27 protein-coding genes and 1 pseudogene are annotated in these 24,415 nt (G+C 43.1%); 20 read left to right on the top strand and 8 right to left on the bottom strand.

What is annotated here, in order from left to right; translation table 11 throughout:
• Positions 1–7 precede the first annotated feature (7 nt).
• The 10 genes from AC1ECB_RS19995 (at position 8) to rlmH (ending at position 9,525) form a co-directional block, all read left to right on the top strand.
• The gene (locus tag AC1ECB_RS19995; RefSeq protein WP_485665427.1) at positions 8–316 is read left to right on the top strand and encodes a spore coat protein; all 309 of its coding nucleotides are present in this window, start codon (positions 8–10) and stop codon (positions 314–316) included.
• A gap of 202 nt (positions 317–518) precedes the next feature.
• Positions 519–950: a transcriptional regulator PerR gene (gene perR / locus AC1ECB_RS19990; protein ID WP_021169777.1), complete on the top strand. Its 432-nt coding sequence runs from the start codon at positions 519–521 to the stop codon at positions 948–950.
• 84 nt (positions 951–1,034) lie between these two features.
• Entirely contained in the window at positions 1,035–1,703 is a 669-nt protein-coding gene (gene deoC, locus AC1ECB_RS19985) for a deoxyribose-phosphate aldolase (RefSeq protein ID WP_485665426.1), read from the top strand.
• Positions 1,704–1,798: 95 nt separating this feature from the next.
• Positions 1,799–2,680, top strand: coding sequence for a peptidase MA family metallohydrolase (locus AC1ECB_RS19980; RefSeq protein WP_485665425.1), 882 nt, complete (start codon positions 1,799–1,801; stop codon positions 2,678–2,680).
• 141 nt (positions 2,681–2,821) lie between these two features.
• Positions 2,822–4,057 carry a hydrogenase small subunit gene (locus AC1ECB_RS19975; protein ID WP_485665424.1) on the top strand — a complete coding sequence of 412 codons (1,236 nt, stop codon included), beginning with the start codon at positions 2,822–2,824 and terminating at the stop codon, positions 4,055–4,057.
• Between the two features lie 6 nt (positions 4,058–4,063).
• Positions 4,064–5,440, top strand: a complete 1,377-nt coding sequence (locus AC1ECB_RS19970) for a nickel-dependent hydrogenase large subunit (protein WP_485665423.1) — start codon at positions 4,064–4,066, stop codon at positions 5,438–5,440.
• Between the two features lie 175 nt (positions 5,441–5,615).
• Positions 5,616–6,965 (top strand): phosphomannomutase/phosphoglucomutase, encoded by a 1,350-nt coding sequence (locus tag AC1ECB_RS19965; protein WP_485665422.1) that lies wholly within the window; start codon positions 5,616–5,618, stop codon positions 6,963–6,965.
• A gap of 163 nt (positions 6,966–7,128) precedes the next feature.
• Entirely contained in the window at positions 7,129–7,911 is a 783-nt protein-coding gene (locus tag AC1ECB_RS19960; RefSeq protein WP_485665421.1) for an MBL fold metallo-hydrolase, read from the top strand.
• Between the two features lie 11 nt (positions 7,912–7,922).
• Positions 7,923–9,041 carry a S1C family serine protease gene (locus AC1ECB_RS19955; RefSeq protein ID WP_485665420.1) on the top strand — a complete coding sequence of 373 codons (1,119 nt, stop codon included), beginning with the start codon at positions 7,923–7,925 and terminating at the stop codon, positions 9,039–9,041.
• A gap of 4 nt (positions 9,042–9,045) precedes the next feature.
• The gene (rlmH, locus tag AC1ECB_RS19950; RefSeq protein WP_485665419.1) at positions 9,046–9,525 is read left to right on the top strand and encodes a 23S rRNA (pseudouridine(1915)-N(3))-methyltransferase RlmH; all 480 of its coding nucleotides are present in this window, start codon (positions 9,046–9,048) and stop codon (positions 9,523–9,525) included.
• 43 nt (positions 9,526–9,568) lie between these two features.
• Here rlmH and AC1ECB_RS19945 read toward each other — a convergent pair whose 3' ends face one another.
• The 3 genes from AC1ECB_RS19945 to AC1ECB_RS19935 all read right to left on the bottom strand — a co-directional run bounded on the left by AC1ECB_RS19945 (position 9,569) and on the right by AC1ECB_RS19935 (position 14,154).
• The gene (locus AC1ECB_RS19945; RefSeq protein WP_485665418.1) at positions 9,569–11,128 is read right to left on the bottom strand and encodes an HNH endonuclease family protein; all 1,560 of its coding nucleotides are present in this window, start codon (positions 11,126–11,128) and stop codon (positions 9,569–9,571) included.
• 2,583 nt (positions 11,129–13,711) lie between these two features.
• A complete protein-coding gene (locus AC1ECB_RS19940) occupies positions 13,712–13,906 on the bottom strand; it encodes a hypothetical protein (RefSeq protein ID WP_021169767.1) in 195 nt (64 codons plus the stop codon).
• A complete protein-coding gene (locus AC1ECB_RS19935) occupies positions 13,903–14,154 on the bottom strand; it encodes a helix-turn-helix domain-containing protein (protein ID WP_485665417.1) in 252 nt (83 codons plus the stop codon). Before AC1ECB_RS19935 ends, AC1ECB_RS19940 begins: the two co-directional genes overlap by 4 nt.
• Before the next feature lie 132 nt (positions 14,155–14,286).
• On the opposite strand from AC1ECB_RS19935, the gene AC1ECB_RS19930 reads away from it, so the two are divergent.
• Positions 14,287–14,595, top strand: a complete 309-nt coding sequence (locus AC1ECB_RS19930) for a helix-turn-helix domain-containing protein (RefSeq protein WP_094606864.1) — start codon at positions 14,287–14,289, stop codon at positions 14,593–14,595.
• A 413-nt stretch (positions 14,596–15,008) separates the two neighbouring features.
• Here the strand turns inward: AC1ECB_RS19930 and AC1ECB_RS19925 are convergent, their stop codons facing one another.
• From AC1ECB_RS19925 to AC1ECB_RS19915, 3 genes are read right to left on the bottom strand one after another with little or no spacing between them, the layout of a single operon-like run.
• A complete protein-coding gene (locus AC1ECB_RS19925) occupies positions 15,009–15,728 on the bottom strand; it encodes an IS91 family transposase (RefSeq protein WP_485665416.1) in 720 nt (239 codons plus the stop codon).
• Positions 15,680–16,174, bottom strand: a complete 495-nt coding sequence (locus AC1ECB_RS19920; RefSeq protein WP_485665400.1) for an IS91 family transposase — start codon at positions 16,172–16,174, stop codon at positions 15,680–15,682. The genes AC1ECB_RS19925 and AC1ECB_RS19920 overlap by 49 nt, the downstream gene beginning before the upstream one ends.
• Positions 16,171–17,043, bottom strand: a complete 873-nt coding sequence (locus AC1ECB_RS19915) for a tyrosine-type recombinase/integrase (protein ID WP_485665399.1) — start codon at positions 17,041–17,043, stop codon at positions 16,171–16,173. The genes AC1ECB_RS19920 and AC1ECB_RS19915 overlap by 4 nt, the downstream gene beginning before the upstream one ends.
• A gap of 500 nt (positions 17,044–17,543) precedes the next feature.
• On the opposite strand from AC1ECB_RS19915, the gene AC1ECB_RS19910 reads away from it, so the two are divergent.
• From AC1ECB_RS19910 to AC1ECB_RS19870, 9 genes and pseudogenes are all read left to right on the top strand, one after another.
• Positions 17,544–17,945 carry a transposase gene (locus AC1ECB_RS19910; RefSeq protein WP_485665415.1) on the top strand — a complete coding sequence of 134 codons (402 nt, stop codon included), beginning with the start codon at positions 17,544–17,546 and terminating at the stop codon, positions 17,943–17,945.
• 56 nt (positions 17,946–18,001) lie between these two features.
• Complete coding sequence (locus tag AC1ECB_RS19905; protein WP_485665414.1) at positions 18,002–18,373, top strand: hypothetical protein; 372 nt, start codon at positions 18,002–18,004, stop codon at positions 18,371–18,373.
• Between the two features lie 228 nt (positions 18,374–18,601).
• Positions 18,602–18,877: a type II toxin-antitoxin system prevent-host-death family antitoxin gene (locus AC1ECB_RS19900; protein WP_485665413.1), complete on the top strand. Its 276-nt coding sequence runs from the start codon at positions 18,602–18,604 to the stop codon at positions 18,875–18,877.
• On the top strand, positions 18,858–19,160 hold the full coding sequence (locus tag AC1ECB_RS19895; protein ID WP_485665412.1) for a type II toxin-antitoxin system RelE/ParE family toxin: 303 nt from the start codon (positions 18,858–18,860) through the stop codon (positions 19,158–19,160). The genes AC1ECB_RS19900 and AC1ECB_RS19895 overlap by 20 nt, the downstream gene beginning before the upstream one ends.
• A gap of 154 nt (positions 19,161–19,314) precedes the next feature.
• Positions 19,315–19,542, top strand: coding sequence for a hypothetical protein (locus AC1ECB_RS19890; RefSeq protein ID WP_485665411.1), 228 nt, complete (start codon positions 19,315–19,317; stop codon positions 19,540–19,542).
• A gap of 205 nt (positions 19,543–19,747) precedes the next feature.
• Positions 19,748–21,142, top strand: a complete 1,395-nt coding sequence (locus tag AC1ECB_RS19885) for an IS1634 family transposase (protein ID WP_485665410.1) — start codon at positions 19,748–19,750, stop codon at positions 21,140–21,142.
• Positions 21,143–21,183: 41 nt separating this feature from the next.
• Positions 21,184–22,348: pseudogene (locus tag AC1ECB_RS19880) on the top strand (IS3 family transposase).
• A gap of 34 nt (positions 22,349–22,382) precedes the next feature.
• Positions 22,383–22,706, top strand: a complete 324-nt coding sequence (locus AC1ECB_RS19875; protein WP_485664417.1) for a hypothetical protein — start codon at positions 22,383–22,385, stop codon at positions 22,704–22,706.
• A 269-nt stretch (positions 22,707–22,975) separates the two neighbouring features.
• Positions 22,976–23,368, top strand: coding sequence for a plasmid pRiA4b ORF-3 family protein (locus AC1ECB_RS19870; RefSeq protein ID WP_485665409.1), 393 nt, complete (start codon positions 22,976–22,978; stop codon positions 23,366–23,368).
• Positions 23,369–23,580: 212 nt separating this feature from the next.
• Here the strand turns inward: AC1ECB_RS19870 and AC1ECB_RS19865 are convergent, their stop codons facing one another.
• Both AC1ECB_RS19865 and AC1ECB_RS19860 read right to left on the bottom strand, forming a co-directional pair.
• Positions 23,581–23,820, bottom strand: coding sequence for a helix-turn-helix domain-containing protein (locus AC1ECB_RS19865; RefSeq protein WP_485665408.1), 240 nt, complete (start codon positions 23,818–23,820; stop codon positions 23,581–23,583).
• A gap of 437 nt (positions 23,821–24,257) precedes the next feature.
• The gene (locus tag AC1ECB_RS19860) at positions 24,258–24,368 is read right to left on the bottom strand and encodes a BBE domain-containing protein (protein ID WP_485665407.1); all 111 of its coding nucleotides are present in this window, start codon (positions 24,366–24,368) and stop codon (positions 24,258–24,260) included.
• Positions 24,369–24,415 lie beyond the last annotated feature (47 nt).

The raw sequence follows: 24,415 nt of genomic DNA, 5'->3' as shown, positions 1-24,415 counted from the left end.
TGATACTATGGCACAAATGGGCCAGCAACAAACCACACAAAGCGGTATGAGTGGTCAAGGTGTTAGTCTTTCAGAACGTGAGCTATTGCAGATTGCTCTTAATGAAGCAAAATATACAGCCGCTGCTGTTAATACATTTGCCCTGGAGTCTTCTAGTGATACTCTCCGCCGGGACTATTTGACTATTCTTGGTGATGTCCATAATCAAGAAAAACAAATTTTTGACTTAATGCAGCAAAAAGGCTATTACAACGTTAAAAACGCCAATCCGCAAGATATTGCGCAGGTTCAATCCAAATTTAGTCAGGGACAGTAGTATTTTGCAAAAGTCTGAGTAAAGTTGGGAATATAAAAGGGTAGAATTTTGTATTTTTATGCAAAATTTTACCCTTTTTAGTACATAAAAATTATTTTCATAAAAATTCCTTGACGCCTTAATTATTACGATGTAGAATAAAAAAAGAACTATTCAATAACTATTTTCCGGTGGTAATTTGTAGTAAGGGTAGGGGAAATTTGTGGATATTTGTGTTACATCCTTGTTGAGGGATAAGGGGTTCAAAGTTACGCCGCAGCGACTGGCGATTTATAGTGTTTTAGTTGCTACGAAAGCTCATCCCAGTGCGGAAATGATTTACAATGAGCTTCAGCCGGTGTATCCTACAATGAGTTTGGCAACTGTGTACAAAACAATCGAGATTTTAAAAACCTTGGAACTGGTACAGGTACTTAATGTTGGCGAAGATAGTTTTCGTTATGACGCCAATACAAGCAATCACCCACATATCCGTTGTATGAGCTGTGGACGGGTGGATGACCTATTCGGAATAGACTCTGCCGGATTTATTGAGCAGGTTTCAGCTACAACTAATTATACTATCCAAGGCCAACAGTTTTACTTTTATGGTATTTGCCCCAAGTGCCAGGGCGCAGCTGCGGCAGTAAGTTAGCCACCCAGTAAGAGAACAGATTTACGCAAAGATTGCCGATATAGGCAGTCTTTTCGCTATTTCATTTTAAGGCAGGTAATGAATATGAATTTGGCAAGTTATATTGATCATACTTTACTTAAGCCAGGAGCTACAGTAGAGGACATTATCAAATTATGTGAGGAAGCAGAGCAGTATAAGTTTGCTGCTGTGTGCGTAAACCCCATCTATGTGGATTTGGCGGCCCATTGTCTGGCCGGTACAGGTGTGAAAACGGCCACTGTTATTGGATTTCCGCTAGGGGCTACTTTCACCAGCGCTAAGGTAGCAGAGGCCAAAGAGGCAGTACTGCGCAAGGCCAATGAACTGGATATGGTCATAAATACCGGTGCAGCCAAGGCTGGGTTATGGGAAGCCGTAACAGATGATATAAAACAGGTGGTCGAAGTCGCTGACGGTGCTGTAGTCAAGGTCATTATTGAGACCGGTTTGTTAACCGATGACGAGAAACGCCGTGCTTGTCAGGCTGTGCTGGAAGCAGGGGCTCAGTTTGTCAAAACCTCAACAGGGTTTGGCTCAAGCGGTGCAACAGTAGAAGATATTCAGTTGCTCAAACAGGTTGTTGGTGACAAAATCGGAATTAAGGCCTCAGGTGGTATTCGTACCCTGGAACAGGCCAAGGAACTTATCGCTGCCGGAGCTACCCGTCTGGGAACAAGTGCCGGCATAGCAATTGCGGGTAGTATTCCACCGACTAGCAAGGAAGAGAAGTAAAAGAGAGATTCGTCTTTACATAAAAAACCTGTAGAAGTAAACTTGTGCGCATGGTATAATGTCCTTTACTTGCTTAGAAAGGAGGACAGCAAATCATGCGTACATTTTTGCAAATGATTCCCGGCGGTGTGCCGGCAGTTGTTGGCCTGGTCTTGGCTGGTCTGTTTGTCAGTATGGTACCGGTTCACCCGCAACTGTGGCTGTACCCTCTGGCACGGCAGGCGGTTGCTCTTAAAATTAATTATCAGACCAAAGACATGCTGGTCCAGGAAACACCGCATTTTGTTATTCGCTATACGGAAAGTGATGCCGATATGGTAGCCATGGTAGCAGCGGCGGCGGAAGCGGCTTATGAGCCGGTGACGGCAACGCTCAAGTATGCTCCTAAAGGCAAAGCGCTTATTCTGATCTATCCTGACCGTCAAGCCATGAATAAGGCTTTCGGTTGGGCCGGAGAATCAAATGCCATGGGTTTTTACTGGGGCGGGGTTATTCAGATTTTGTCACCTAAGGCATGGCTTAAAAATAGTCAGTCGGTCGAGGAATTTATTACTACCGGGCCGCTGGCGCACGAATATACCCACCTGGTTCTGGATCATTTGGCCAGAGGGAATTATACCCGCTGGTTTACTGAGGGTTTAGCCCAATATGTTGAATATAAGGTTAATAACTATGAATGGGTGACTGCAGATAATCGTTTAGCAGGAAAGTTATATTCTATGAACGAACTTGACGGTGATTTCGACGGATTGTCCAATCAAGCGCTGGCTTATCGCCAATCACTGGCAGCAGTTCGCTATATTGCCGAAGTTCACGGTGAGGCAAAACTTAGTCAAGTATTGGGCTACCTTAAAGCTGGTGAAAAGGTTAATAAAGCGATTGAAAAATCGCTTGGTATGGATTACGTCACCTATGAAACCATGGTTAATCTTTGGGCAAAAGGTAATATGAAAGAATATAGCAAAATCGCTAATTAAGGGATGTGCCGTACAGGCATATCCCTTTTTCTACATAGATAAACCAAATGTGGGAAAATTAACATTGCTATGTATTCCGTAAATATTTAATACGCTGGATGTATAGTTGCAGTGAAGAATTGTCTGCCAAGGAGGAAGTCAATGCTTACCAGGCGAGAATTTCTTAAATTATGTACTGCTACTGTGTTGACCGCCAATCTAACCGATCAGATAGTGCCTCTTATGCGCCATGCATTTGCTGAGGGTAAGCTAACCAAACCGCCTGTAATTTGGCTGGAACTCGGATCTTGCACCGGCAATTCCATTTCCCTTGATAATGCAGTTAATCCAACTGTTTATCAAGTGCTTACCGATATGGTAGATATGCGTTATAACTGGCTGCTCAACGCGGCTCAGGGCTCAGAGGCCGTACAGATGCTGCTTGATACAGTGGAAAAAGATGCGGGTAAGTTCTGGCTGGTAATCGAAGGTGCGGTTATGACAGCCGATAACGGTCGGTATAATCATGTTTTTATGCGTGGTAATCAGATGGTTACCGGCATAGCGGCTCTACAGGAAATAGCGCCTAAGGCCAAACATATTATAGCTGTCGGAACTTGTGCTTGTTTTGGCGGCCCAGCGGCGGCTTATCCCAATCCGGGAGGAGCAAAGGGAGTGTGGGAAGTAATTAAACAGCCAGTTATTAATATTCCGGGCTGTCCTGCAAACCCTGACTGGATGACAGGTACTTTTAGCCATCTTATTATGTATGGCTTACCCGAACTGGACAGTTATAACCGTCCTAAGCTGTTTTTTGGACAGACCATCCACGACTTGTGCCAGCGCCGCCAGCAATTCGAAGATGGAATTTTTGCCTCCTTCCCTGGTGAAAGTGGCTGCTTATATAAGGTGGGCTGCAAAGGGCCGATTACGTATGCTGACTGTCCGAGGCGGCAATGGAATCACTATGTCAACTGGCCGGTTAGAGCGGGAGCACCTTGTATCGGCTGCGCCAACCCAGGTTTTCCCGACAGTTCCATGCCCTTTTATAACCATCTCCCCGATGTGCAAACACCCCTGGGAGCACTCAATGTTAAGAAATTTGGTGCTGCAGCTGCTGGCCTGGGAGTAGCGGCTGTCGGTGCCCACCTTATTACCGGTGTTGTCGCCAGGCGAATAGGCAAACACTGGCTTGATGGCACTAAACCCCATGAACCTGATCCACCGGAAAATATTGAGCAGCTCAAGCAAGAGCTTGATGATCTAATCCGTCAACAAAACGCGCTCATCAGTGAGAGCAAAAGTCTGCAACGGAGCGAGGTTAAACGTAAACTACCCAGAACTTTGCGGCAGAAAGTCGTTGATTTCTTTCGTCCAGGGCAAAAACACAGGAGGTAGTCCGCCATGGCTGTGCAAACAATTTTCCCAGTAACACGTATTCATGAGCCGCTACGGGCTGATGTCGACGTACAAAATGGCAAAATCGTAGATGCGTGGCTGGGAGCGCACTTATTCAGAGGGTTTGAAAACATGTTGACAGGCCGTGATCCGCGGGATGCGGCGCTATTCACCCAACGTATTTGCGGAATTTGCTCAGGTGCTCACGCTGTTGTCGCCAGTATGGCCCAGCAACAGGCATTCGGCGTTGTTCCCACGCCTACTGGTCAGCAGCTAACTAACCTTATATTTGCGGCTGACATCATTCAGAATCATCTGCGTCATTTTTATATCCTGGTATTATATGACTATGTAAAAGGCCCTGATATGCCGCTGTACATATCCAGGTCACAAGCCGACTTTCGTCTGCCGACTAAGGTAAATGATGAACTTTTGCAGCATGCCAAAGAAGCGGTATTACAGGCTATGCGGGCCCATGAGGCCATGGCTGTATTTGGGGCTAAGGCACCGATGCAGCAAACCATTATGCCCACCGGGGTTACCGAGCAGGCCTCAGTAGAACGGTTAATGGCATACAGCAGTATATTGCAAGAACTAACAGAATGGGTGGAAAAATTTTTTATCAACGATGTCATGATTATTGCCGACTATTATAAAGACTACTATAGCATTGGGGCAGGTTATGGCAACTTTATGTCCTACGGCATGTTTCCTGCGCCGGTAACTGGCGAGCGGGCGTTTAACCCTGGCCTAATAGTAAACCAAGGCCAGATCGAGCAGCTTGATGTCAATCAAATTGCTGAGGAAATCCGCTATAGCTGGTATAAAGACGAACAAGAGCGGCGAACTGTGCCGGAAGGCCGCACCATCCCCAGCCGGGACAAGCCTGATGCGTATTCCTGGATCAAGGCGCCGCGCTATCAAGCGTTACCGGTTGAGGGCGGGCCACTGGCCAGAGGGTTTATTAACGGCGATTACCGACGAGGAGTGTCGGTTATGGACCGCTTGGTAGCCAGGGCTAAGGAAACGCTCAAAATATGCCATCTTGCCCAAGGCTGGCTTAATGAGATTGTGCCAAATACGCCCAGTTGTCAGCAGTTTACGCCGCCTGAAGCAGGGATAGGCATAGGTTTAACAGATGCCATGCGGGGGGCACTGGGGCATTGGATGGAATACCGGCATAATAAGGTGACTCATTACCAAGTTGTAACGCCGACGACTTGGAACTTTTCGCCACGCGACAACCAGGGTATACGTGGCCCGGTTGAGCAGGCCCTCATCGGCACGCCGGTGGCTGATGGCACTAACCTTATCGAAGCCGGACGAGTGATACGGTCATTTGATCCGTGCTTTACTTGCGCAGTACATATGCTGGAGCATTAGTATTCGCCGACATTTTGAATTTATGAAAACCCTCCTTCCTGCTTGCTATATGTTATGTCATGTTGCAGAAAAGGTGAGCAGTTGAAGTCAGCTTAAGGGCGTGATACAATATTACCAGAAACTAAAAGACTTGGCTTTATGCCAAGTCTTTTACATAGCCGGAAGGGGGACAAGTATGAGCATATTTAAAGCTTGTGATATTCGTGGCGTGGCAGGTAAGGACTTGACTGATGTAATGACCAGACGAATTGCGTTAGCTGTAGGGGTTATGCTTGCTGGGCAAAAAGTGGTGGTGGGTGGTGATATTCGCTTATCTACGCCCGCGCTGCAACAGATTATGATCGAAGGTTTGGCCGAGTCTGGCTGTCAGGTGGTTGATATCGGCACAGTGGCAACACCGGTATTTTACTATGCACTACAAACCATCAGTGCAAGTGGTGGTGTTATGGTAACAGCTTCCCATAATCCAGCCCAGTATAATGGTTTTAAACTGGTGCTCGGTCCTAAACCGGTTAGCGAGGAAGAGATAGCTCATATTGGCCGGTTGGTGGAAGTAAACGCCCGGACGCATGGCGTCGGTGAGGTAATGCAGCGTCCTATTGTCGAGGAATACATAGAATATACAGCTAGCAAAGCACGGGGTGGCAAATTGAAGGTAGTTATTGATGCTGGTAATGGTGCTACGGCTACCATTGCTCCCAAGCTTTTTCATCAGTTGGGATATGAAGTAATTGAACTCAATTGCATACCAGATGGCCGGTTTCCGCATAGGCCGCCCAACCCGGCGCTGCCGGAAAATCTGGCAGCCCTCGGTGAAGCGGTGCGCAGGCATGGGGCGACAGTAGGGATAGGATTTGACGGAGATGGTGACAGAGTGGGAGTTGTTGATGAAAATGGCCGTCCGCTTGATAATGATGATATTATGGTGTTAATGGCCAGACAGTATCTTGCAAGTCGGACAGGTGCAATTATTTATGACGCCAAGTGCTCTATGGTTGTGCCGGAAGAGGTTGCAAAGGCAGGCGGACGGCCCATCATGGCTCGTGCCGGACACACCTTTTGTAAGACTGCTTTTATTCAGGAACAGGCATTATTTGCCGGTGAAATCAGCGGACATTTCTTTTTTCGCGAACTTGGGTATGATGATGGCATGTTTTCAGGCTTAAAAATATGTGAATTAGTGGCCGAACATGGAAGCTTAGCCACCCAGGTTGATGCTATTCCTAACTACCTGTTGACACCGGATATCCGGGTTACCTATCTGGGTCCGGATAAGGAAGTCGTGCTGGATCAGGTTGCCGGTAGACTTACCGCTTATACACCTAACCGGATTGATGGTGTGCGCATTGAATTTGCCGATGGCTGGGGCATGATTCGCGCCTCGGTGACAGAGCCTCTGTTTACCTTACGGTTTGAGGCAAAAACACTCAAACGGCTAAAGGAAATCACCGCAACGCTGCTGGCTGTTTTGCCTACTGAACTCCGGGAAGCGGTCAAGGAAAAATTGCCTGTCGAATGCGTATAAAGTGGTATTGCGAACCGTAGTCGCCGCTAACCAGGAAGCATTGGGTTGCGATGATTTGTTTTGTTATAAGGAAGCCAAAATTATGAAATGAAAAAGGATTTATAAGTATCTAAGTCGAATATATAACTAGTTTGTACTAAGGATATGGGTAAAAGAGGTAATTATGCAAATTCATGTTTTGGCTAGCGGCAGTAGTGGTAATGCTGTATTTATTGAAATGGAAAACACCAAACTATTGGTGGATGCTGGTATTAGTACTAGGCGTATCAAACAGTCACTAGATATACTTGGCACCAAGATTGAAGAACTTGATGGTGTGCTCATTACCCATGAACATCGCGATCATGTCAAGGGGTTGACGACACTGCTGAAAAAATATCAGCTGCCGGCCTACACCCGTCCAGATACCTGGCAGTCCATGTATTGCCGGGAAGTACTGCCAGATAACTGCTGCCGGGATCTTTCGGACAGTCTGGATATTGGCAAAGTAAAAGTTGAACCCTTTGCCATTTCGCATGATGCCGCTGATCCTGTCGGGTTTCGTCTGCAGGCGGGCAGCATCAAAGTCGGTATTGCTACCGACCTGGGGTTTGTTACACCGACAGTCAAAGCCGCATTGTCATTGTCTGATGTATTAGTATTAGAAGCAAACCATGATCTTGATATGCTGAAAAACGGCGATTATCCCTGGCCTCTGAAAAAACGTATTATGAGTAATCGCGGTCATTTGGCCAACACTGATGCGGGTTGGACGCTGGCGCGGCTTAACCGCAAAGCCCACACTAACGTTTTTTTGGCACATCTCAGCCGGGAAAATAATCGACCTGAACTGGCAAAAGAGACAGTAGCGAATATATTAACCCAAGAGGGCTGCAAACTGGAACAAGAAATATCATTGAATCTTACCTATCCTGAACAAATATCAGGAATATGTGAACACCAATAGGAGGCGATAGCATGAATTGGTTCAAAAAATTGACTCCCTATATTGCAGTATCGTTAATTAGTATGATTATTGGGGCTATTCTAGTGGTAGGTTGCGCTGGCAATGTTACCGAAAAAGCTCCGAAACCGAATGCCGGCTCGTCCTTTCAAGCCTTGCAACCGCCTACGGCTCAGGCCCAGGTATCAGAAGCACGTAACACGCCCATTGTCAGGGCTGCTCAATCAGTGGGTCCGGCTGTTGTTGGCATTACCACCAAAGGTCTTGCCCGCGACTTTTTTAGCAACCGCAAAGTACTAGTGGAGCAGGGAACCGGCTCAGGGGTTATCTTTGATGCACAGGGCTACATCGCTACAAACAACCATGTAGTAGAAAATGCCCAGGAAATATCAGTATCTCTGGCTGATGGCCGCACTTTGGACGGCAAGGTAATTGGTGTCGATCAATTTACTGATCTGGCTGTTGTTAAAGTGGAAGCTCAGGATCTGCCGGTGGCTACGCTGGGTGATTCTGATGCTCTTATGGTGGGAGAACCGGCTATTGCTATTGGCAATCCACTTGGCCTTGAATTTAAAGGCAGTGTAACTACCGGTGTAATCAGCGCCCTTAACCGTTCCCTTGATATCGGTGAGCGACGCTTCAAACTTATCCAAACCGATGCTGCTATTAATCCTGGTAACTCCGGGGGAGCCCTTGTCAATGCAGATGGTGTGGTAATTGGCATCAACAGTGCCAAAATTGCCCTTTCCGGAGTGGAAGGCATTGGGTTCGCCATTCCCATTAACAGTGCCCGCCCCATTTTGCAATCACTGATCGACAAAGGCCGGGTAGTTCGAGCTTATCTGGGTGTAGGGGCATTAGACCAAGCTTCTGCTGCTAAATACGGCTATGAACTTAAACTGGATAAAGGCGTTTATATTGCCAAAGCAGCCCCGGCAGGTCCAGCCTATAAAGCGGGCATTCGCGAAGGCGATGTCATTCTCAAAGTCGCTGGCGCTGAAACCAACAGTGTAACCGAACTCAGAGCTGTACTGGATAGTCAACAGGTAGGCAGCACAGTGGAAGTAGTCTTGAAAAGAAATGACCAACGCGAGACTATCAATGTCCTTCTCGAAGAAATGCCAGGACAATAATGGTATGAAGATCACCATCGCTGCTATCGGTAAAATCAAAGAAAAGTATCTAACTGCTGGTATCCAGGAGTTCTTGAAGCGTCTTCCACCCTACTGTAAGCTTGATATTGTGGAACTTGCCGAAGAACGAATGCCGGATAATCCCTCATCAGCCGAAAAAATACAAGCGCTCACCCGTGAGGGTGAGCGCCTTTTAAAAGCTGTTCGTCCAGGAAGTTACCTAATTGTACTAGATGTGGCCGGACATGCCATGTCATCAGAGCAATTGTCGGCCAGGTTTGACAGTTTGGCACTAAGCGGGCAGAGCGATATTACCTTTATAATCGGCGGAGCCTTTGGGTTGTCAGCTGAGGTCGTAGCGGCGGCAAAGGAAAGATTGTCGTTTTCAAAAATGACCTTCACCCATCAGATGATCCGGCTGCTCCTGGTGGAGCAGGTTTATCGGGCGTTTAAGATTAGCCGGGGTGAACCGTACCATTGGTAACGGCGAAAAATGGCCTTTCTCATTACGAGTAAGGCCATCTTTTTTAATTTTTTATTGTAGAGTTGCAGTAGGGATGGGATAGCTGTGCATTGTCTAAAGAACCATTTCCGCCATCGCCTTTCTTTTGAACATGGTCAATGGAGATTGAATTACGGTGTAGATACCCCCCGCAGATACTACAGCGCAGCATAGTAGCCTTTGCTTCGCGGACAAAGGCTGCAGATTTTGTCTCGTCACTGAAATCCGATGATAAAGTTGCTGCTGTTTCAACTATATTCCTTGCCAAGTACTTAAATTGTTTTTCCGCTAAGATTTCATCAAGAACTTGGTTAATAGTTTTGTTTTCTGCCAACTTTTTGATGCATAATAGGTAGAAATCCTTAATAAAAGGGTAAGCTTTCACTGCTTCCCTATATTTCCGAACAATTTGCTGAATTAGATAGTCATTTGATAATAGTATATCTTCAAATTGTTTTCGAATCTGAATGAATTTGGTGAATGAATTATGTCTTTCCATCTCTCTAATTAGTGCGGCTACTGCAAAGAAGGATGCAATTTTATGTCGTCCTTCCTGAGAGTAAAAATAAACTATTGGATGCAAGCCTAACGATGACTGATGTGAACTGTTAATTCGGTAGGCAAGTTTGCGGCAATTAGTTAAATATTTAATGGTTTCGGACCCATCGATATCTTCTGTTTCCGCGCGCGTGGGAGAGGTAAGTCCCTCATTTGCAACTCTAACAAAATCAACTATTAACGGGAGTGTCTGCGAAGAGTAAAGCTTGCCGCCAACGGGTAGGTCCAGGGTCTTAATTGGAGTTTTTAATGCAGGGGTAAATAGCATATCATTAATTTCTTTAGATAGTGTCTGAATTTCAACTTGATGTTCCCCTGAAAACCTTGACCAGTATTTATGTCCTTTACCACCATGAATTATTGCTCTTGCTGCAATTCCACGGGGTAGCTTTCGCGATTTCAATAACTCCTTCTCTGTATTATTCAAGGGTGTGCCTTGTTGATTAATTTTAAAAAATGATGTTTCTGCAATGGTTGCGTCTCCATCCACCCATTGCAACTGTATAGCAAGTGCGCCTAGATTCTTGGCTCGTTGAACAATTTCAGGCTTTACCTTTTCTGGATTCGTAAACGCGAGTGAATATAGAGAGTAAGCACCGATTTGTTTATTGATAAAATCCCGTGTTTTTTTTGCAGCCCCCAATTGCTCATCTGGTATAATGCCATCGTACGCCTTGCGTGATAAACTTCCATCTCCGTAATCATCGTTAACCCACGCGATGAGGGCGCTAAGCCTATGTGACCCGTCGATTACAAAGTTATAGCCAAAAGTACTTCTCCACAAAATGATAGCGGGTATAAGTTCGCCATTTAAGAAAGTTTCTATAAGGCTGCATATCCGACTGGCATCCCATTCGCTTGTTTCGCGTTGGAAATCAGGTTTTCGTAGAACTTGAATAAAGAAATCAGATTCTCGTAAGTCACTTACTGATAGATTTGATTTTGTTAGACCGGGTGCTTTTCGTTCATCTTGTACATCAAAATCTTCTCTCGGGATAAGAGCATCTAAATTTATTTTAGTAGCCATAGTAAAACCTCCGCTCACTGTTTTCCATAGACTTCAACATTATGACAAAATATTCCTCCGTAAATGGCATAATTATTAAATCTAAAGCGATGTCTCAAACTAGCGAGAGCTGAGGCTTTTTTGTGTTCCTGGAATTCGAAGGTGTCAGCCCTCATTGCTATCAATTCTAATATAAGACTAGTCCGGCTCGTTTAGAGGATTGGTGGTGTGGCATGTTTCAAAATTAATGTTATTTAGAAACAGAGGGAGTATAGACGCAGGGGGACGATTCCGGCGAGTCATTCCTTAGATTTGACATTAGACCCTATACGCAGAACGTAGCGTTGGTAACGGCGAAAGATGCTGTTGACGCAGGAAAGTCAGGCTAGGGCGGGATTTTAGTTGATAATGGCGCTGGTAAGAAAGGCGTAATTAAACGTACAAGCAAAGGTGACTTTCAGTACAGACCACTTTAAACGAAATATTGTAAAAGTAAGAGATAAATACCCCATAGGAGCCATCAAAGGCTTTCCTATGGGGTACTCTTTTATTTGGGGGACAGTCGGGGACGTTCCTTTTCTGTCACAATGAAGCTGCCAAAAAAGGAACGTACAGAAGACATAGGAACGGTGGTACTGTCTTTATGCTGCATGCTGGACACAACCACCGTCCCCGTGGCATGTCCAGAGGTAAGGGACCCCATGAAGTATCCGCTGGGCTAAGATGGAAAGAGATGCATTACTTAGGCGATTAAAAGAAAAAGAATGCCTATCGATTCGCCAAATTGAGAGGGCAATCGGAATATCGCGTGGCGTTGTAGCAAGGTGTAGCTGCTAACCTCCAATAACCATGCCTTGCTCAGTACTTTTGTCCATGAATAGTGAAGGTTGCTCTCTTGTTTTGCCTCATTTTCCAGGTGTATAATGCCAGCAGGAAGCGGAGGGATAGTTCTCAAAGGCTTCAATCGGAAGTTTTGCGCGCAAAAAGGCTCAATTAACAGCTCCCGGCTGCCAGTTGAGCCACAAAACTATCTACGCGCAAAATTTTGGATTGCCTCAGAAGAATGAAGTCGCGGGCTGCCCAGCTATGGAATTTCAATCTTTTTCGACTTATTTCGACGTTTTCTCAAATTATAAATGTGTACATTACAATTTTATCTTATCCAGGCTGAACTGTAAATAAGCCATCGCGGGAGCGATTTCGTTCTTCTTTTTGCTTCCTTTGGGGGGACAGTCGGGGACGTTCCTTTTCTGTCACAATGAAGCTGCCAAAAAAGGAACGTACAGAAGACATAGGAACGGTGGTACTGTCTTTATGCTGCATGCTGGACACAACCACCGTCCCCGTGGCATGTCCAGAGGTAAGGGACCCCATGAAGTATCCGCTGGGCTAAGATGGAAAGAGATGCATTACTTAGGCGATTAAAAGAAAAAGAATGCCTATCGATTCGCCAAATTGAGAGGGCAATCGGAATATCGCGTGGCGTTGTAGCAAGGTGTAGCTGCTAACCTCCAATAACCATGCCTTGCTCAGTACTTTTGTCCATGAATAGTGAAGGTTGCTCTCTTGTTTTGCCTCATTTTCCAGGTGTATAATGCCAGCAGGAAGCGGAGGGATAGTTCTCAAAGGCTTCAATCGGAAGTTTTGCGCGCAAAAAGGCTCAATTAACAGCTCCCGGCTGCCAGTTGAGCCACAAAACTATCTACGCGCAAAATTTTGGATTGCCTCAGAAGAATGAAGTCGCGGGCTGCCCAGCTATGGAATTTCAATCTTTTTCGACTTATTTCGACGTTTTCTCAAATTATAAATGTGTACATTACAATTTTATCTTATCCAGGCTGAACTGTAAATAAGCCATCGCGGGAGCGATTTCGTTCTTCTTTTTGCTTCCTTTGTATGAACAGCAGGCAAAAAATATAAATAGCATGAGGGACGATAGGGGACGTCAGGTTGTGCGAAAACGCTTATCCGTAATTTTCATTCTCCACTTTGATATTAAAAATAAGCATTAATGTTGGAATTTGAGGCTTAAAAATACCGAAATATTGGCGACACTCTCCACTTTTCCAGTTTTGCATCAACCAATATGGACTTTTCGCACACTCTGACGTTCCTTTTCCGTCAACTTTTTGCTATCATGTCACGAATGTAAACAGCGTGACGAAGAACTTGCCCCGTGCTGATATTCCGTTATTTGACCGGATTAAAAATAAAAGAAATAGGCTTGGTTCTCCGTGACAGATAGCAGCGAAATGATTAGGTTTATTCGCCGGTATAAAGCTGGGGGAGAAGGGGTCTTACTTTTGTCATTGCCACAAAAGTAAGCAAAAGGTCTAGGCCCGAAGCCCCCAAAAGCTGAAAAGTCAGGTGGTACTCCTAAAATCCGTAAACTCGCTACACTCAAACAGTACGGATTTCTTAACGGAATACCGCCTGACTTTTCTCCTGCGGAACGCTTTTTCCGGCAAAGGGCCAGGGGTTACCGGGGTTACGAGGGGTGTTGAAAAGAAGCACGGGGACGCTCAATTTGCTTCGTTTAAAGAATTAAGCAATGAAGTGAGGTAGGCAGGTTTATTCACCACCTGGAAATCTGACCAAAAGCGGTTAGGAAATCACTTCTATACTTTTGCCGCCACAGATTACGCCGATCCGTTCTAGCGTACCCAAATGATATTTCATAACCTTCAACAGTGCATCCTCCGGCGACTTGGCAAACACTATGACCGAGTTATTCCAGTTAACTTCCTGCCCGCTATATTCCTCGACTTCCCCATCGCAGACATACCAGAAAAACTTCACGCTTGTCCCCCCTGTGATTCATTGACAGAGAACCGACTTTTCGACGTGGCGGTTTGGTCGCCCAAAAGCTCGGTTATACTTACACCAAGGGCAGAGACGAGTTTAAATAAGGTTTTAGCTGTAGGACTATTTTCTCCCGATTCAATATAATGAATCGAAGATTGAGATACACCTGATATTTGTGATAGTTGTTCTTGAGAAAGATTTAAAAACTCGCGCCTTTGTTTAATTCTTATACCTACGTCCAACTGGATACACCCCTTTCCTATCTTGTATTCAGTATAGTGATATTTATCGTTGCCGTCAATCATTATTTTGATGTGACAAACACTTATTTATCACTTATAATCAGAATAGTGATATGATCGGAGGAGTAGTACATGCCCAAGATAGGTCACCGCTTACGCGATTTACGGCTCCAAAAAAAATTGACGATGAAAGAAGTAGCCGAGATTGCCGGAATTGCCCAATCTTCACTCAGTTATATTGAGAATGGTAATAATTCTCCAAGTATCGAAACATTAGAAACTATTCTAATGGCATTAGGAATTACAATAGGAGAATTCTTTTCCGAAGAGAAACCAGAGCTTGAACCAGAACTCCGCCGGTTATTGGATACCGCTAAAAAGTTGACGCCAGAGCAGCGAGAACTTGCTCAGCGATTACTGGAAGCGCTAGGCAAGGATTAAACCACCCTGCACTAAATTAAAATTCGAGTAAGAGGCTACCCATTAATTGAGTAACCGACTTCTCACGCCACCGTATTCAATTCGCTGATAGCTTTAGTGACTCATGAGGACGGTTCTTGAAGGTATCAATCGGAAGTTTTGCGCGCAAAAAGGCTCAATTAACAGCTCCCGGCTGCCAGTTGAGCCACAAAACTATCTACGCGCAAAATTTTTGATTGCCTCAGAAGAATGAAGTCGCGGGCTGCCCAGCTATGGAATTTCAATCTTTTTCTCTTGGTTTTTGATCGTTAATTTTTTCTGTTTTCGTACATTTTTTTGTGCTTTACTTTGCTGATTTGTAATAAATTGGGCTTCATTTGTCTTGATTGGACATACCTTCCCCCTCCCCACAAACGGGTCTTGGCAGTATCTATTCAATTTTTGCAACTATTAAGGCGATGCCTCTTTGGGTAACGAATAGCTTGCCTGTAATTTCCTTTTCCACATACAGGACACCTCGTTACATCCCGGCCTACAAGAATGCATAGAATCTCAACAGTTGTAAGACCTTCAAATTTTGGTTTGTAGGTTGGACTTAACGTTAGTTTTCTGCTTAGTTCCAGCTTGGTCTTTTTGTTTCGGTTGGCAAGGAGTCCATAATGCCTGATTTTGACAAAACCTTTGGGAAGTACATGCAGTAAAAATCGCCGGATGAATTCAACGCCACTGAGCGTTAGCGTTTTTGTCTGGTTGTTGTCGTTAGAGTCTCTTACGGTAATTGTCACCGTATGTTCATCCATGGCGACAATGCGCGTATTGGATAAGGCTATCCGGTGCGTGTACCTCCCCAAATATCGGACAACAGCGAGTGGTCCGGAAAAAGTCTTTTTAGAGTAAATGTACCAGTTTTTGGCATAACACTGTTTGAGTAAATCCCGGAAACATTTTGGCTGTTGATATTTCTGGGCATCTCCATAAAACATCAGCAAGTTTTGACGGTAGTATTGCTTGATGTGGTGAAGAAATTTACCTCGAAACTTTTTAGCTAACACCTTTACTGGAATGAAGAACTTCTTGCTGCTGTTTCGCCATTGATTGTTTTTGGTTAGTCCACCTGCCAATACCACAGTATGGATGTGCGGATGATAGTGCAAATCTTGTCCCCAGGTATGCAGCAAGGAAAAAAGCCGATCTGTGCACCAAGATATTTGGTATCTTGGGAAAGTTCCGCCAAGGTTTGGGCTACCGCTTTATACAACAAGCCATAAAGCAATTCCTGGTTTTGATAAACCAATGGCTGAAGCTGTGATGGTAAGGTAAACACAACATGGAAGTAAGGGGCAGTGAGGATATCTTTGCTTCTTGCGTCTACCCAAACTGCCTTATTAATACCCTGACACAAAGGGCAGTGCCGATTCCGGCATGAATTGTAACGAACAACTATATGGCCACATTCTTCGCATTCAAACGTATGACCACCTAAAGCTGCTGTCCTGCAGCGCATGATGTCACTAACGGCTTTGGCTTGTTGTATATATGGAGCATAGCTTTGTTCATACTGGGGATAAAACTTAAGGAAAACATCCTGTACAGTAGTCATTTGGGGTTGCTGTTTCCAGTATCAAGAGGACTCTTAATGCCCATAAGGCTTTTCGATGTCATATGCAGGTACGTCATTGTAGTCTGAAGATTTTTATGCCCCAGCATTTGCTGGATAAACACGGGATCGACCCCATCTTCTAATGTATGTGTAGCAAAACAGTGCCGAAGCGTATGGGCAGAAATATTCTGGTCCATTTGCAACTGGTTGCGCAGCTTAATGATGGTATTTTTGATGGACTTAACGTTAATGTGCTCACCTTTGTGTTGTCCTGGAAACAACCAATCGTCCATTTGGTAGCTTGAAAAATATGCCCGGAAGTATTTTCGCAATACATCAAGGGCCAGTTCTGATAAGATGGTGTATCGATTTGTATTATGTTTGGCGTTTTCTACCCGTACGCGCATACTTTTACTACAAATATCACAAATCTTCAATTTAGCTACTTCGCTGACCCTGAGGCCACTACCGTATAGTAATGCTAAAATAGCTTTATGCTTTAGATTCGCAGCTTTATTTAATATTGCCAGTACATCTTGTTTAGGTGGGATGACTGGAAATTTACGTATTCTTTTCATCCGGGGAATTTTTAAGGGGTTCCACTCTTTACCTATGATGCAGGTATGAAAGAATTTGACAGCAGAAATGTAACAATTGATGGTTCCCGCTGACAGACCCTTTTCCTTTTTGAGATAGAGGATATATTGTTGGATATCACTATCTGTAACGTTTTCCATGCATTTGTGTTGATTTTGCATATAATTGATGAAGGCAAAGATTCTTCGCAAATAGGATTCTCGTGAAGATTCCGGAGTTCCTTTAAGTTCAAAGTATAGCTCAATCTCTTGTTTATATTGTTGCATAGACATACTACCTCCTGATTTTTTGGGTTTTGTGAAGCCAATTCATGGCATCAGGAGGAGCTCTAGCTGTGTTAAAAAACGTATGTATTTCAATCTTAAGACATGGTATAATCATAAAGTAAAAAGTACGTTCCTCCTTTCTGGTTTGTTTGGTTTGGCGATTAAACAATACCACAAAAGGGCGTACTTTTTACATTTTTCATGAAATTTTTATTTACGGGAGACTACCAAGGCCATCGCGTGAGCGATTTCGTTCTTCTTAGAAAAGCAAAGGGACATCAGATTGTGCGAAAACCATGCATTCCTTTAAATATTCACCTAAAAGTGGGGAATGAATGGCGTTTTCGATCTATTTTTATCCTCTTGAAGCCTCGAACTAGGCAATTTTTGATGCTAAAGTGGAGAATTAAAATTAGTGATTTCTGTTTTCGCACAGTCTGACGTTCTTTTTGCTTCCTTTTCTTCTTTTATGCTAAACTGGAGAAAAAAGATGACGGAGGGAAAAAATGCCAAGGATTGCAAGAAAGAAAAGTAATAGTGGAATCTATCATGTTATAGTAAGGGGAATCAACCGGCAGGATATATTTTACGAAGAAGAAGACTATACAAAGTATTTAGAAGGACTGAAGCGAGCGCAAGAGATAAGTAAATTTGAGATATATGGATATTGCCTAACGAGTAATCATGTACATTTGTTGCTGCATGAAAAAGTAGAGAGTTTGGAGTCAATAATGAAGCGTGTAGGAGTTAGCTATGCTAGCTGGTATAACAAAAAGCAGGAGAGGGTCGGGCATGTATTTCAAGATAGGTATAAGAGTGAACCTATAGATAGTGACGCATATTTGCTAAGCGTGTTGAGATATATACATAATAATCCAATAAAGGCACAACTGTATTGCAGGCAGTAGACTATATGTGGAGCAGTTGTAGGAAGTATAACGACTCGAATAAATATCTTGGAGATATGATTAATACGGGATTTATTCCAAAGATATTTGACGAATGCAGAGAGATAGCCCGACAAAGATGGCAAGTTTTTATGAAACAGGATAGTAATGATAAATTTCTTGATATAGAGGAGAAGCAGCAAAAGATAAATGATGAACGTTTGTATAAAGAAATACAAAAAAATCTTAAAAGGACAATCACTTGGAGAGCTGCAATCAATGGAAAAGCCAGTAGGGATAAGCTAATACGGAAAATTAATAGTATCGAAGGTGTAACGCAACGCCAAATCGCAAGAGTAACGGTATCAATCAGAGCCTTGTGTTTAAAATATAGGAGCAAGAGAACCGTCCCAATGCTTCCCGATGCTTCCACCAATGCTTTCATTTAGTGGGACACTGTACTTATCCCCTTGTTCTCTATGGCCGAGAGTTGGCGGCCGTGTTGGGGATGTCAGACCGTTTTTTCACACGGACCCACAGCACATCTAGCGCATAGCATTCTCGAAAAAGCAGTATGTCGGGAATGCCGACATACTGCAAGGAAAGCAAATAATTTTTATATAGTATTTTATCAAAATTATGATATAATATTGATAAAATACATGGGGGTGTACAGCATGCCAGTAATTCGTCCAGTCTCAGACTTAAGAAATAAGACCCCAGAAATTGAAGATATTTGTATTAAAGAGCAACAGCCAGTTTTTATTACTAAAAACGGAACTGGTCATCTGGTGGTTATGAGCCAACAAATGTTTGAAGAACAGCAGGCTATGTTAGAATTGTATGACAAACTTGATGAAGCTGAAGCCCAAAGTAGAGCAGGAAGACATCGCTCCTTTCGGGAGTCTATTGCAGAGTTGAGGAGCCGTATCAATGCCAAAGTTTCAAATTGATATTACTGAAATTGCGGAACAGGATTTATTTGAACTGGTAGAATATATCGCGGCTGATAATCCGCCTGCTGCTTTGCGTATGGCGGACGAAGTCGAGCAATGCATTTTGCGGTTAGAAGATTTCCCACTGCTGGGGGTAATCCCTAAGAATCGTCGACTAGCCATTAAGGGATACAGAATATTAATTGTAGATGATTACTTAGTGTTTTACATTGTAAGTGGTGAAACAGTAGAGATTTGCAGAATACTCTCAACAAAAAGACATTATATAAAACTACTTTAAAGTATCCATTGGTGATGGCGAAACAAACACAAAACCCCTGTAAAATTTTTGATAATTTCGCAGGGGTTTTATGCTTTTTCTGGAATTTTATAAATTATAATAGTATTGTAGGTCGGAATCGACGGAACAGTTCACGAGATCCTTAGGTGTTAAGATGAGGGCAATGGGTAAAATAATAGATATGTTGCAAGATACTATTGAGGTAGGCTATACTCCTGCTGAAATTAAAAAGAGTGTTATAGATACCTCGAATATATATTTTCAAAATAAAGATGTTTTATATCAGTATGCTACTTCAAGTGAAATACTTGAAGTATATGAATTTATAATAAGGTATCATTACGATCAAAACAGGTGTCAGGGGACGGGGTTATTGACATAAATTATGCTTTGAGTAAGCGCGAAAACAGACACTCCCTCCACTTTTAAGCTTTCGGGTTAGCAGTTTTGGGGGTTTCACACAGTCTGCCGTTCCCCTGATTGGACTAATATTTTGGAGGATGCGAACATGATCTCACATTTCGGAGGTGAGTTTGAAAAGCCTAGAAAATAATCATTATTTGTTAGGAAAATGGTTCTGAGAGAAAGTGTCGAAGTTTCCTTTCTATAAGAATACGGATAGAAAGGAAGTCTTAATTCTGGCAAAGATAAAATATCCTCAAATTACGCCTTGTACCCAGACACCTGTTGCTGTCTTAATAGCTAATGAATATCTTAACAAACTTAATTTTGTTGAATTTATAAATTCCCAAGTTGTATGGGACCATAAGAAGTGGAACGTCTCACCGGGGGTACTTGCAAAAGCTGTTATTCTAAGTACTTTTTATGAAGTCCGATCCCCATTATACCGAATTTCCGACAAGTTTGTGCATTCAGATACTGAATTTTTGTTCGGAACTGGTGTGACCGCTGATCATCTAAAAGATGATGCTATTGCTACCTGCCTTGATAGAATTAATGATGCAGGTACTGACAAAGTATTTTCTGGAATATCACTTTCTGCTTATGCTAATTTCAACCTGGATATTTCATATCTGCATAGCGATACGTCCAATATTGTTATGTATGGCGAATATGAAATGTGCGAAGAAGAAGATTACGAGGGGGTTACTATTACTTATGGTCACAGCAAGGCCAATCGGCCTGACAAAAAACAGGTTAGTGTTGGCACCATTGTAAATCATCAAGGTGTTCCGTTGATTAGTAAGACCCTTGACGGCAACGTAGCCGATTGCGAATGGAACAAAGAGGCAATCGGTATGTTAAAAGAAGTTTTGGGAGAAAAGTTGACAACATCTGTCTATGTTGCAGATTGCAAGCTGATTACTATGCCTAATATCCATTTGTTGTGTGATGACATGAATCCTGTACAGTTCGTTTCTCGCTGTCCTGATTCCTTTTACGGTAAAATTGGCAACAAAATGGTTGAACAGGCGTATCTTGACGACAATTGGTCTGAACCTATATCCATTGGTAAAAAAGATACTTATACTCGGTATCGACTGAAAAGCTATACACGAACAGTGGAGGGAAAACCATTAAGATTTATCGTTGTTGAGACAACTTCAAAGAAAAATTTAATTGACAAAATATTAGAACGAGAGAAGTCCTCTTTTGAAAAGGCCACAAAGATACTGATGCAACAGACGTTCGCCTGTCAAAGAGATGCCGAAAATGCACTTAATTCATTCAATATGAAAAACAGGAAAAAGCTTTGGTTACTTAACGCAACCGTCTGTTCGGAGACAAAAGTTAAACTCAAGAGGGGGCGGCGTCCTAAAAATACCCAGGCCGAGATAGACAGCGTCACAACAATCTGGTGTATCCAAGTTGATAGTATTGAGCAACACAAAGAAAATGTAACAAAAGCAACTCAGCACTCTATGACTTTTGTACTTGTGACCAATATATTGGATGAAAAAATGGATGATGAAAAAGTGATTTTCACTTACAAAGGGCAGTCTGCCGCGTACCCCGTTTGATGGACAGTAGAAACACATAGTATACTGATATCAGAGAGGGGATAGAAAAGATGAAGCAAGCTAAGAAGTACAGCGCAGAATATAAGATGGAAGCAATTCGACGATTGGAGCAGACGGGTGAATCGGTCGCTAAAGTGGCTGCTGATCTTGGGGTTAATGAAAATACGATGCACGGATGGATAAAGCGGCACCGTGAAAAACCGGTAAATCCTTTTCCCGGCAGCGGCAAGCTCAGCGACGATGATGAAAAGATGCGTAAGCTGGAACGAGAAATTCGTGAGCTGCGGGAGGAAAATGAGATTTTAAAAAAGGCGGCGCAGTACTTCGCCAAGAACCTCAAGTAAAAAGGTTCGAGTTTATCGCAGAACACCGCCATGAATATCGGGTAGCGAAGCTATGTGAAGTGCTCTTTGTTGCAAGAAGCGCTTATTACGCATGGGAAAAACGCCCGGCAAGCAATAGAACGCTTGAAAATCAAGCATTAGCTGAAAAAATCAAAGAAATTCATGAAAGAAAGAATCGGACCTGTGGCAGCCGGAAGATGACCCGGGAACTACGACGACTCGGCAATCATGTAAACCATAAGCGGGTCGAACGAATCATGAAACAAGAAGGAATCCGCTCGAAAGTAGCCAGGAAGTTTAAGGCCACTACGAATTCTAACCATACCCTGCCGGTAGCTGAAAACCTCTTAAATCGTGAGTTCACAGCAGAAAAACCTAATCAGAAGATGGTAAGCGATATTACCTATGTATGGACTGAGGAAGGTTGGCTATATGTTGCTGGAATAATGGATCTTTGCGGACAGAAGATAGTAGGCTTATCTATGGGGGATAGAATGACGAAAGAACTAGTGATAAACGCTTTGAAGAGCGCTTATTTTCGGGTGGGCCGGCCAGAAAACGTATTACTTCATTCGGATCGAGGCAGCCAGTACTGCTCCCACGACTACCAAAAGCTGCTGAAAAGATATAAGTTCACTTGCAGTATGTCGCGGAAGGGAAACTGCTGGGACAACGCGCCAATGGAGTCATTCTGGGGAAAATGAAATACGAATGGCTCAATGAGCATCGGTTTAAGACAAGAGATGAGGCAAGAGCTGCCGTCTTTGAATATGTTGAAATATTTTACAACCGACAGCGCTTGCATGAAACCAACGGCTATCTAACTCCGGAAGAATATTATTCAATCGCCTTGGCGGCGTAGGCAATTGTGCAAAACATTGCGAATGTAGAGACTGATGATTGTAGTGACTATAAACATCGGCTGTAGTGACTATATTTCACAAGAGGTTGTTATCATGTTTATACGAACAATAAAACGCAAGCTCAAAACCGATACGGCGTTTGATTTCAAGCTACTTGAATCTTATCGTCAGGCCGGATCGCCTCCCAAGCACAAGTTTATCAAAGGTTGGACGATAAAGAAGTCGGACATTTGGGCCATGGGCGACATATTCGTAGACGACATAGAATTTGATCTCGATTTAGCCGGGATGAGTCGTAGCGAAATCAGGAAAATTATCGCGTCGATACGAAAAAAGTTAGTGACTTTGTTGAAATAATGAGCATGGCTTTGAGATATTGAGAAATTCTTGGGTTTTTCCTGTCTATTTTGCGGGGGACGCCCCAGTCTGTGGTGGAAGTGCAATTTCATCTTTTGAAAAAGCCATGTCTTGCGTCACAAATATTTTTGAAAAAACCGCACCGGGTGGATACGCTGATGATGTTGCTTACGATTTCTTTACTTATTCGTGCTCTTATGCAATACCAGGCCAGAGAGTGTGTTAAAACAAAAACCGTTTGATATTGTGGGCACCTCCGAAATCTGAGCATGATTGATAATCTATTTGTTGTTAAAGTACTTTTACGGAGGGGAGTTTGGCGGCGCATTCAGTTATCTTTCCGGCATACGTTGCATGATTTGCATAAAGCAATACTGGAAGCTTATGATTTTTCTGATGACCATTTATATGCTTTTTTTATGAATGGTCAGCCGTGGCGGGGAGAAGCTTATTGGAGTCCCAACAATGATGAGGGGCCATATGCTGATAAAATTAAATTGGGGAATTTGAATTTAGAAATTAAGCAGAAGTTTTTGTACCTGTATGACTTTGGAGATGAGTGGATATTTTCGATACAAGTTGAAAAGATTTTAGAAACGGATGTTCCTGTTTTGAAGCCGATTATTCTCGAAACGCGTGGAGAAGCCCCGGAACAGTATTAGTAAAGTAAAGCAAGGAGTGGCGGGGTTTTTAGGGAAACATACAAATGTTTTGGGTAATTTAGGGTATAAATTGACAGAAGCCTTACATTGATCAGACAGAGTGTCAGGGGACTGGGTTATTGACATAAATTATGTTTTGAGTAAGGCGCGACTGATGGGTGGGAGCATGCGAGGAAAATGAAAGATGTCAGCAACCCCGTCCCGTGGCACCTCTAGTTGGAGGAGCTGCCCTCGTGACAGGGCGGATATGGTTCTTTTCTGTTTGTTCTGTTTAAAATATAATCCGTGCTTGTATTGTGCAAATCCGCCAGTTTGATTAAAATTTCGGTTGGAATATCTACTTCACCACGTTCGTAATTGCTATAAATCCTTTGGCTGCAATTGAGATACTTCGCAATCTGTGTTTGCGTTAAATCCTTGTCTTCGCGTAAATTTCTTATTCTTTCATACATAAATGTCACCTCAAGACAATTATATTTTAGCGAATTATTCGCTATTGACTTTTAGCGAAAATATCGCTAAAATAACCTTGAGATGTAGATTGAGAAGGTTGAAAATAATATCTAACGCCTTAAACAGGCAAATAGGCAACCCAAATAAGCCATCAAGAGATGACTAAAGAAAGTATAAAATTGGAAATTTAAAAAATTAACTTGCAGTTTTTATTCGATATCCTTGAGATTGTGCTAATAAAACAGCCTGCTCAACGGTAATTTCACGATTTCAAGGAATGAGATCCGCTTTATGATAAAGTTCTGAATCGTAGGGAACCTTGTTTTTGACAGGAAAGTACAAATTGCCGGACAAGATTATTATTTAGTTATCAGAAGATATTCTTATGAGGAAAATTTTTACTAAAATCCGTGTTATACCATCACTCATGGTTTTTTTACAAAATACTTTGAGGAAAGCTGAAAATATTATAGGGATCATATTCTTTCTTGATACGCTGCAGTCTTCGTACATGTGCTCCATAGTATGCCTGCTCATAATTTGGCAAATTATTGTAGGGGAATTGATATAGAGGACAGCCGGGGACGATCCATT

The sequence above is a fragment of the Sporomusa sp. 246TCP1 genome, assembly GCF_057319775.1.
The sequence above is the reverse complement of the archived record's forward strand: the minus strand, read 5'-3'. Positions and strand labels throughout refer to the sequence as shown.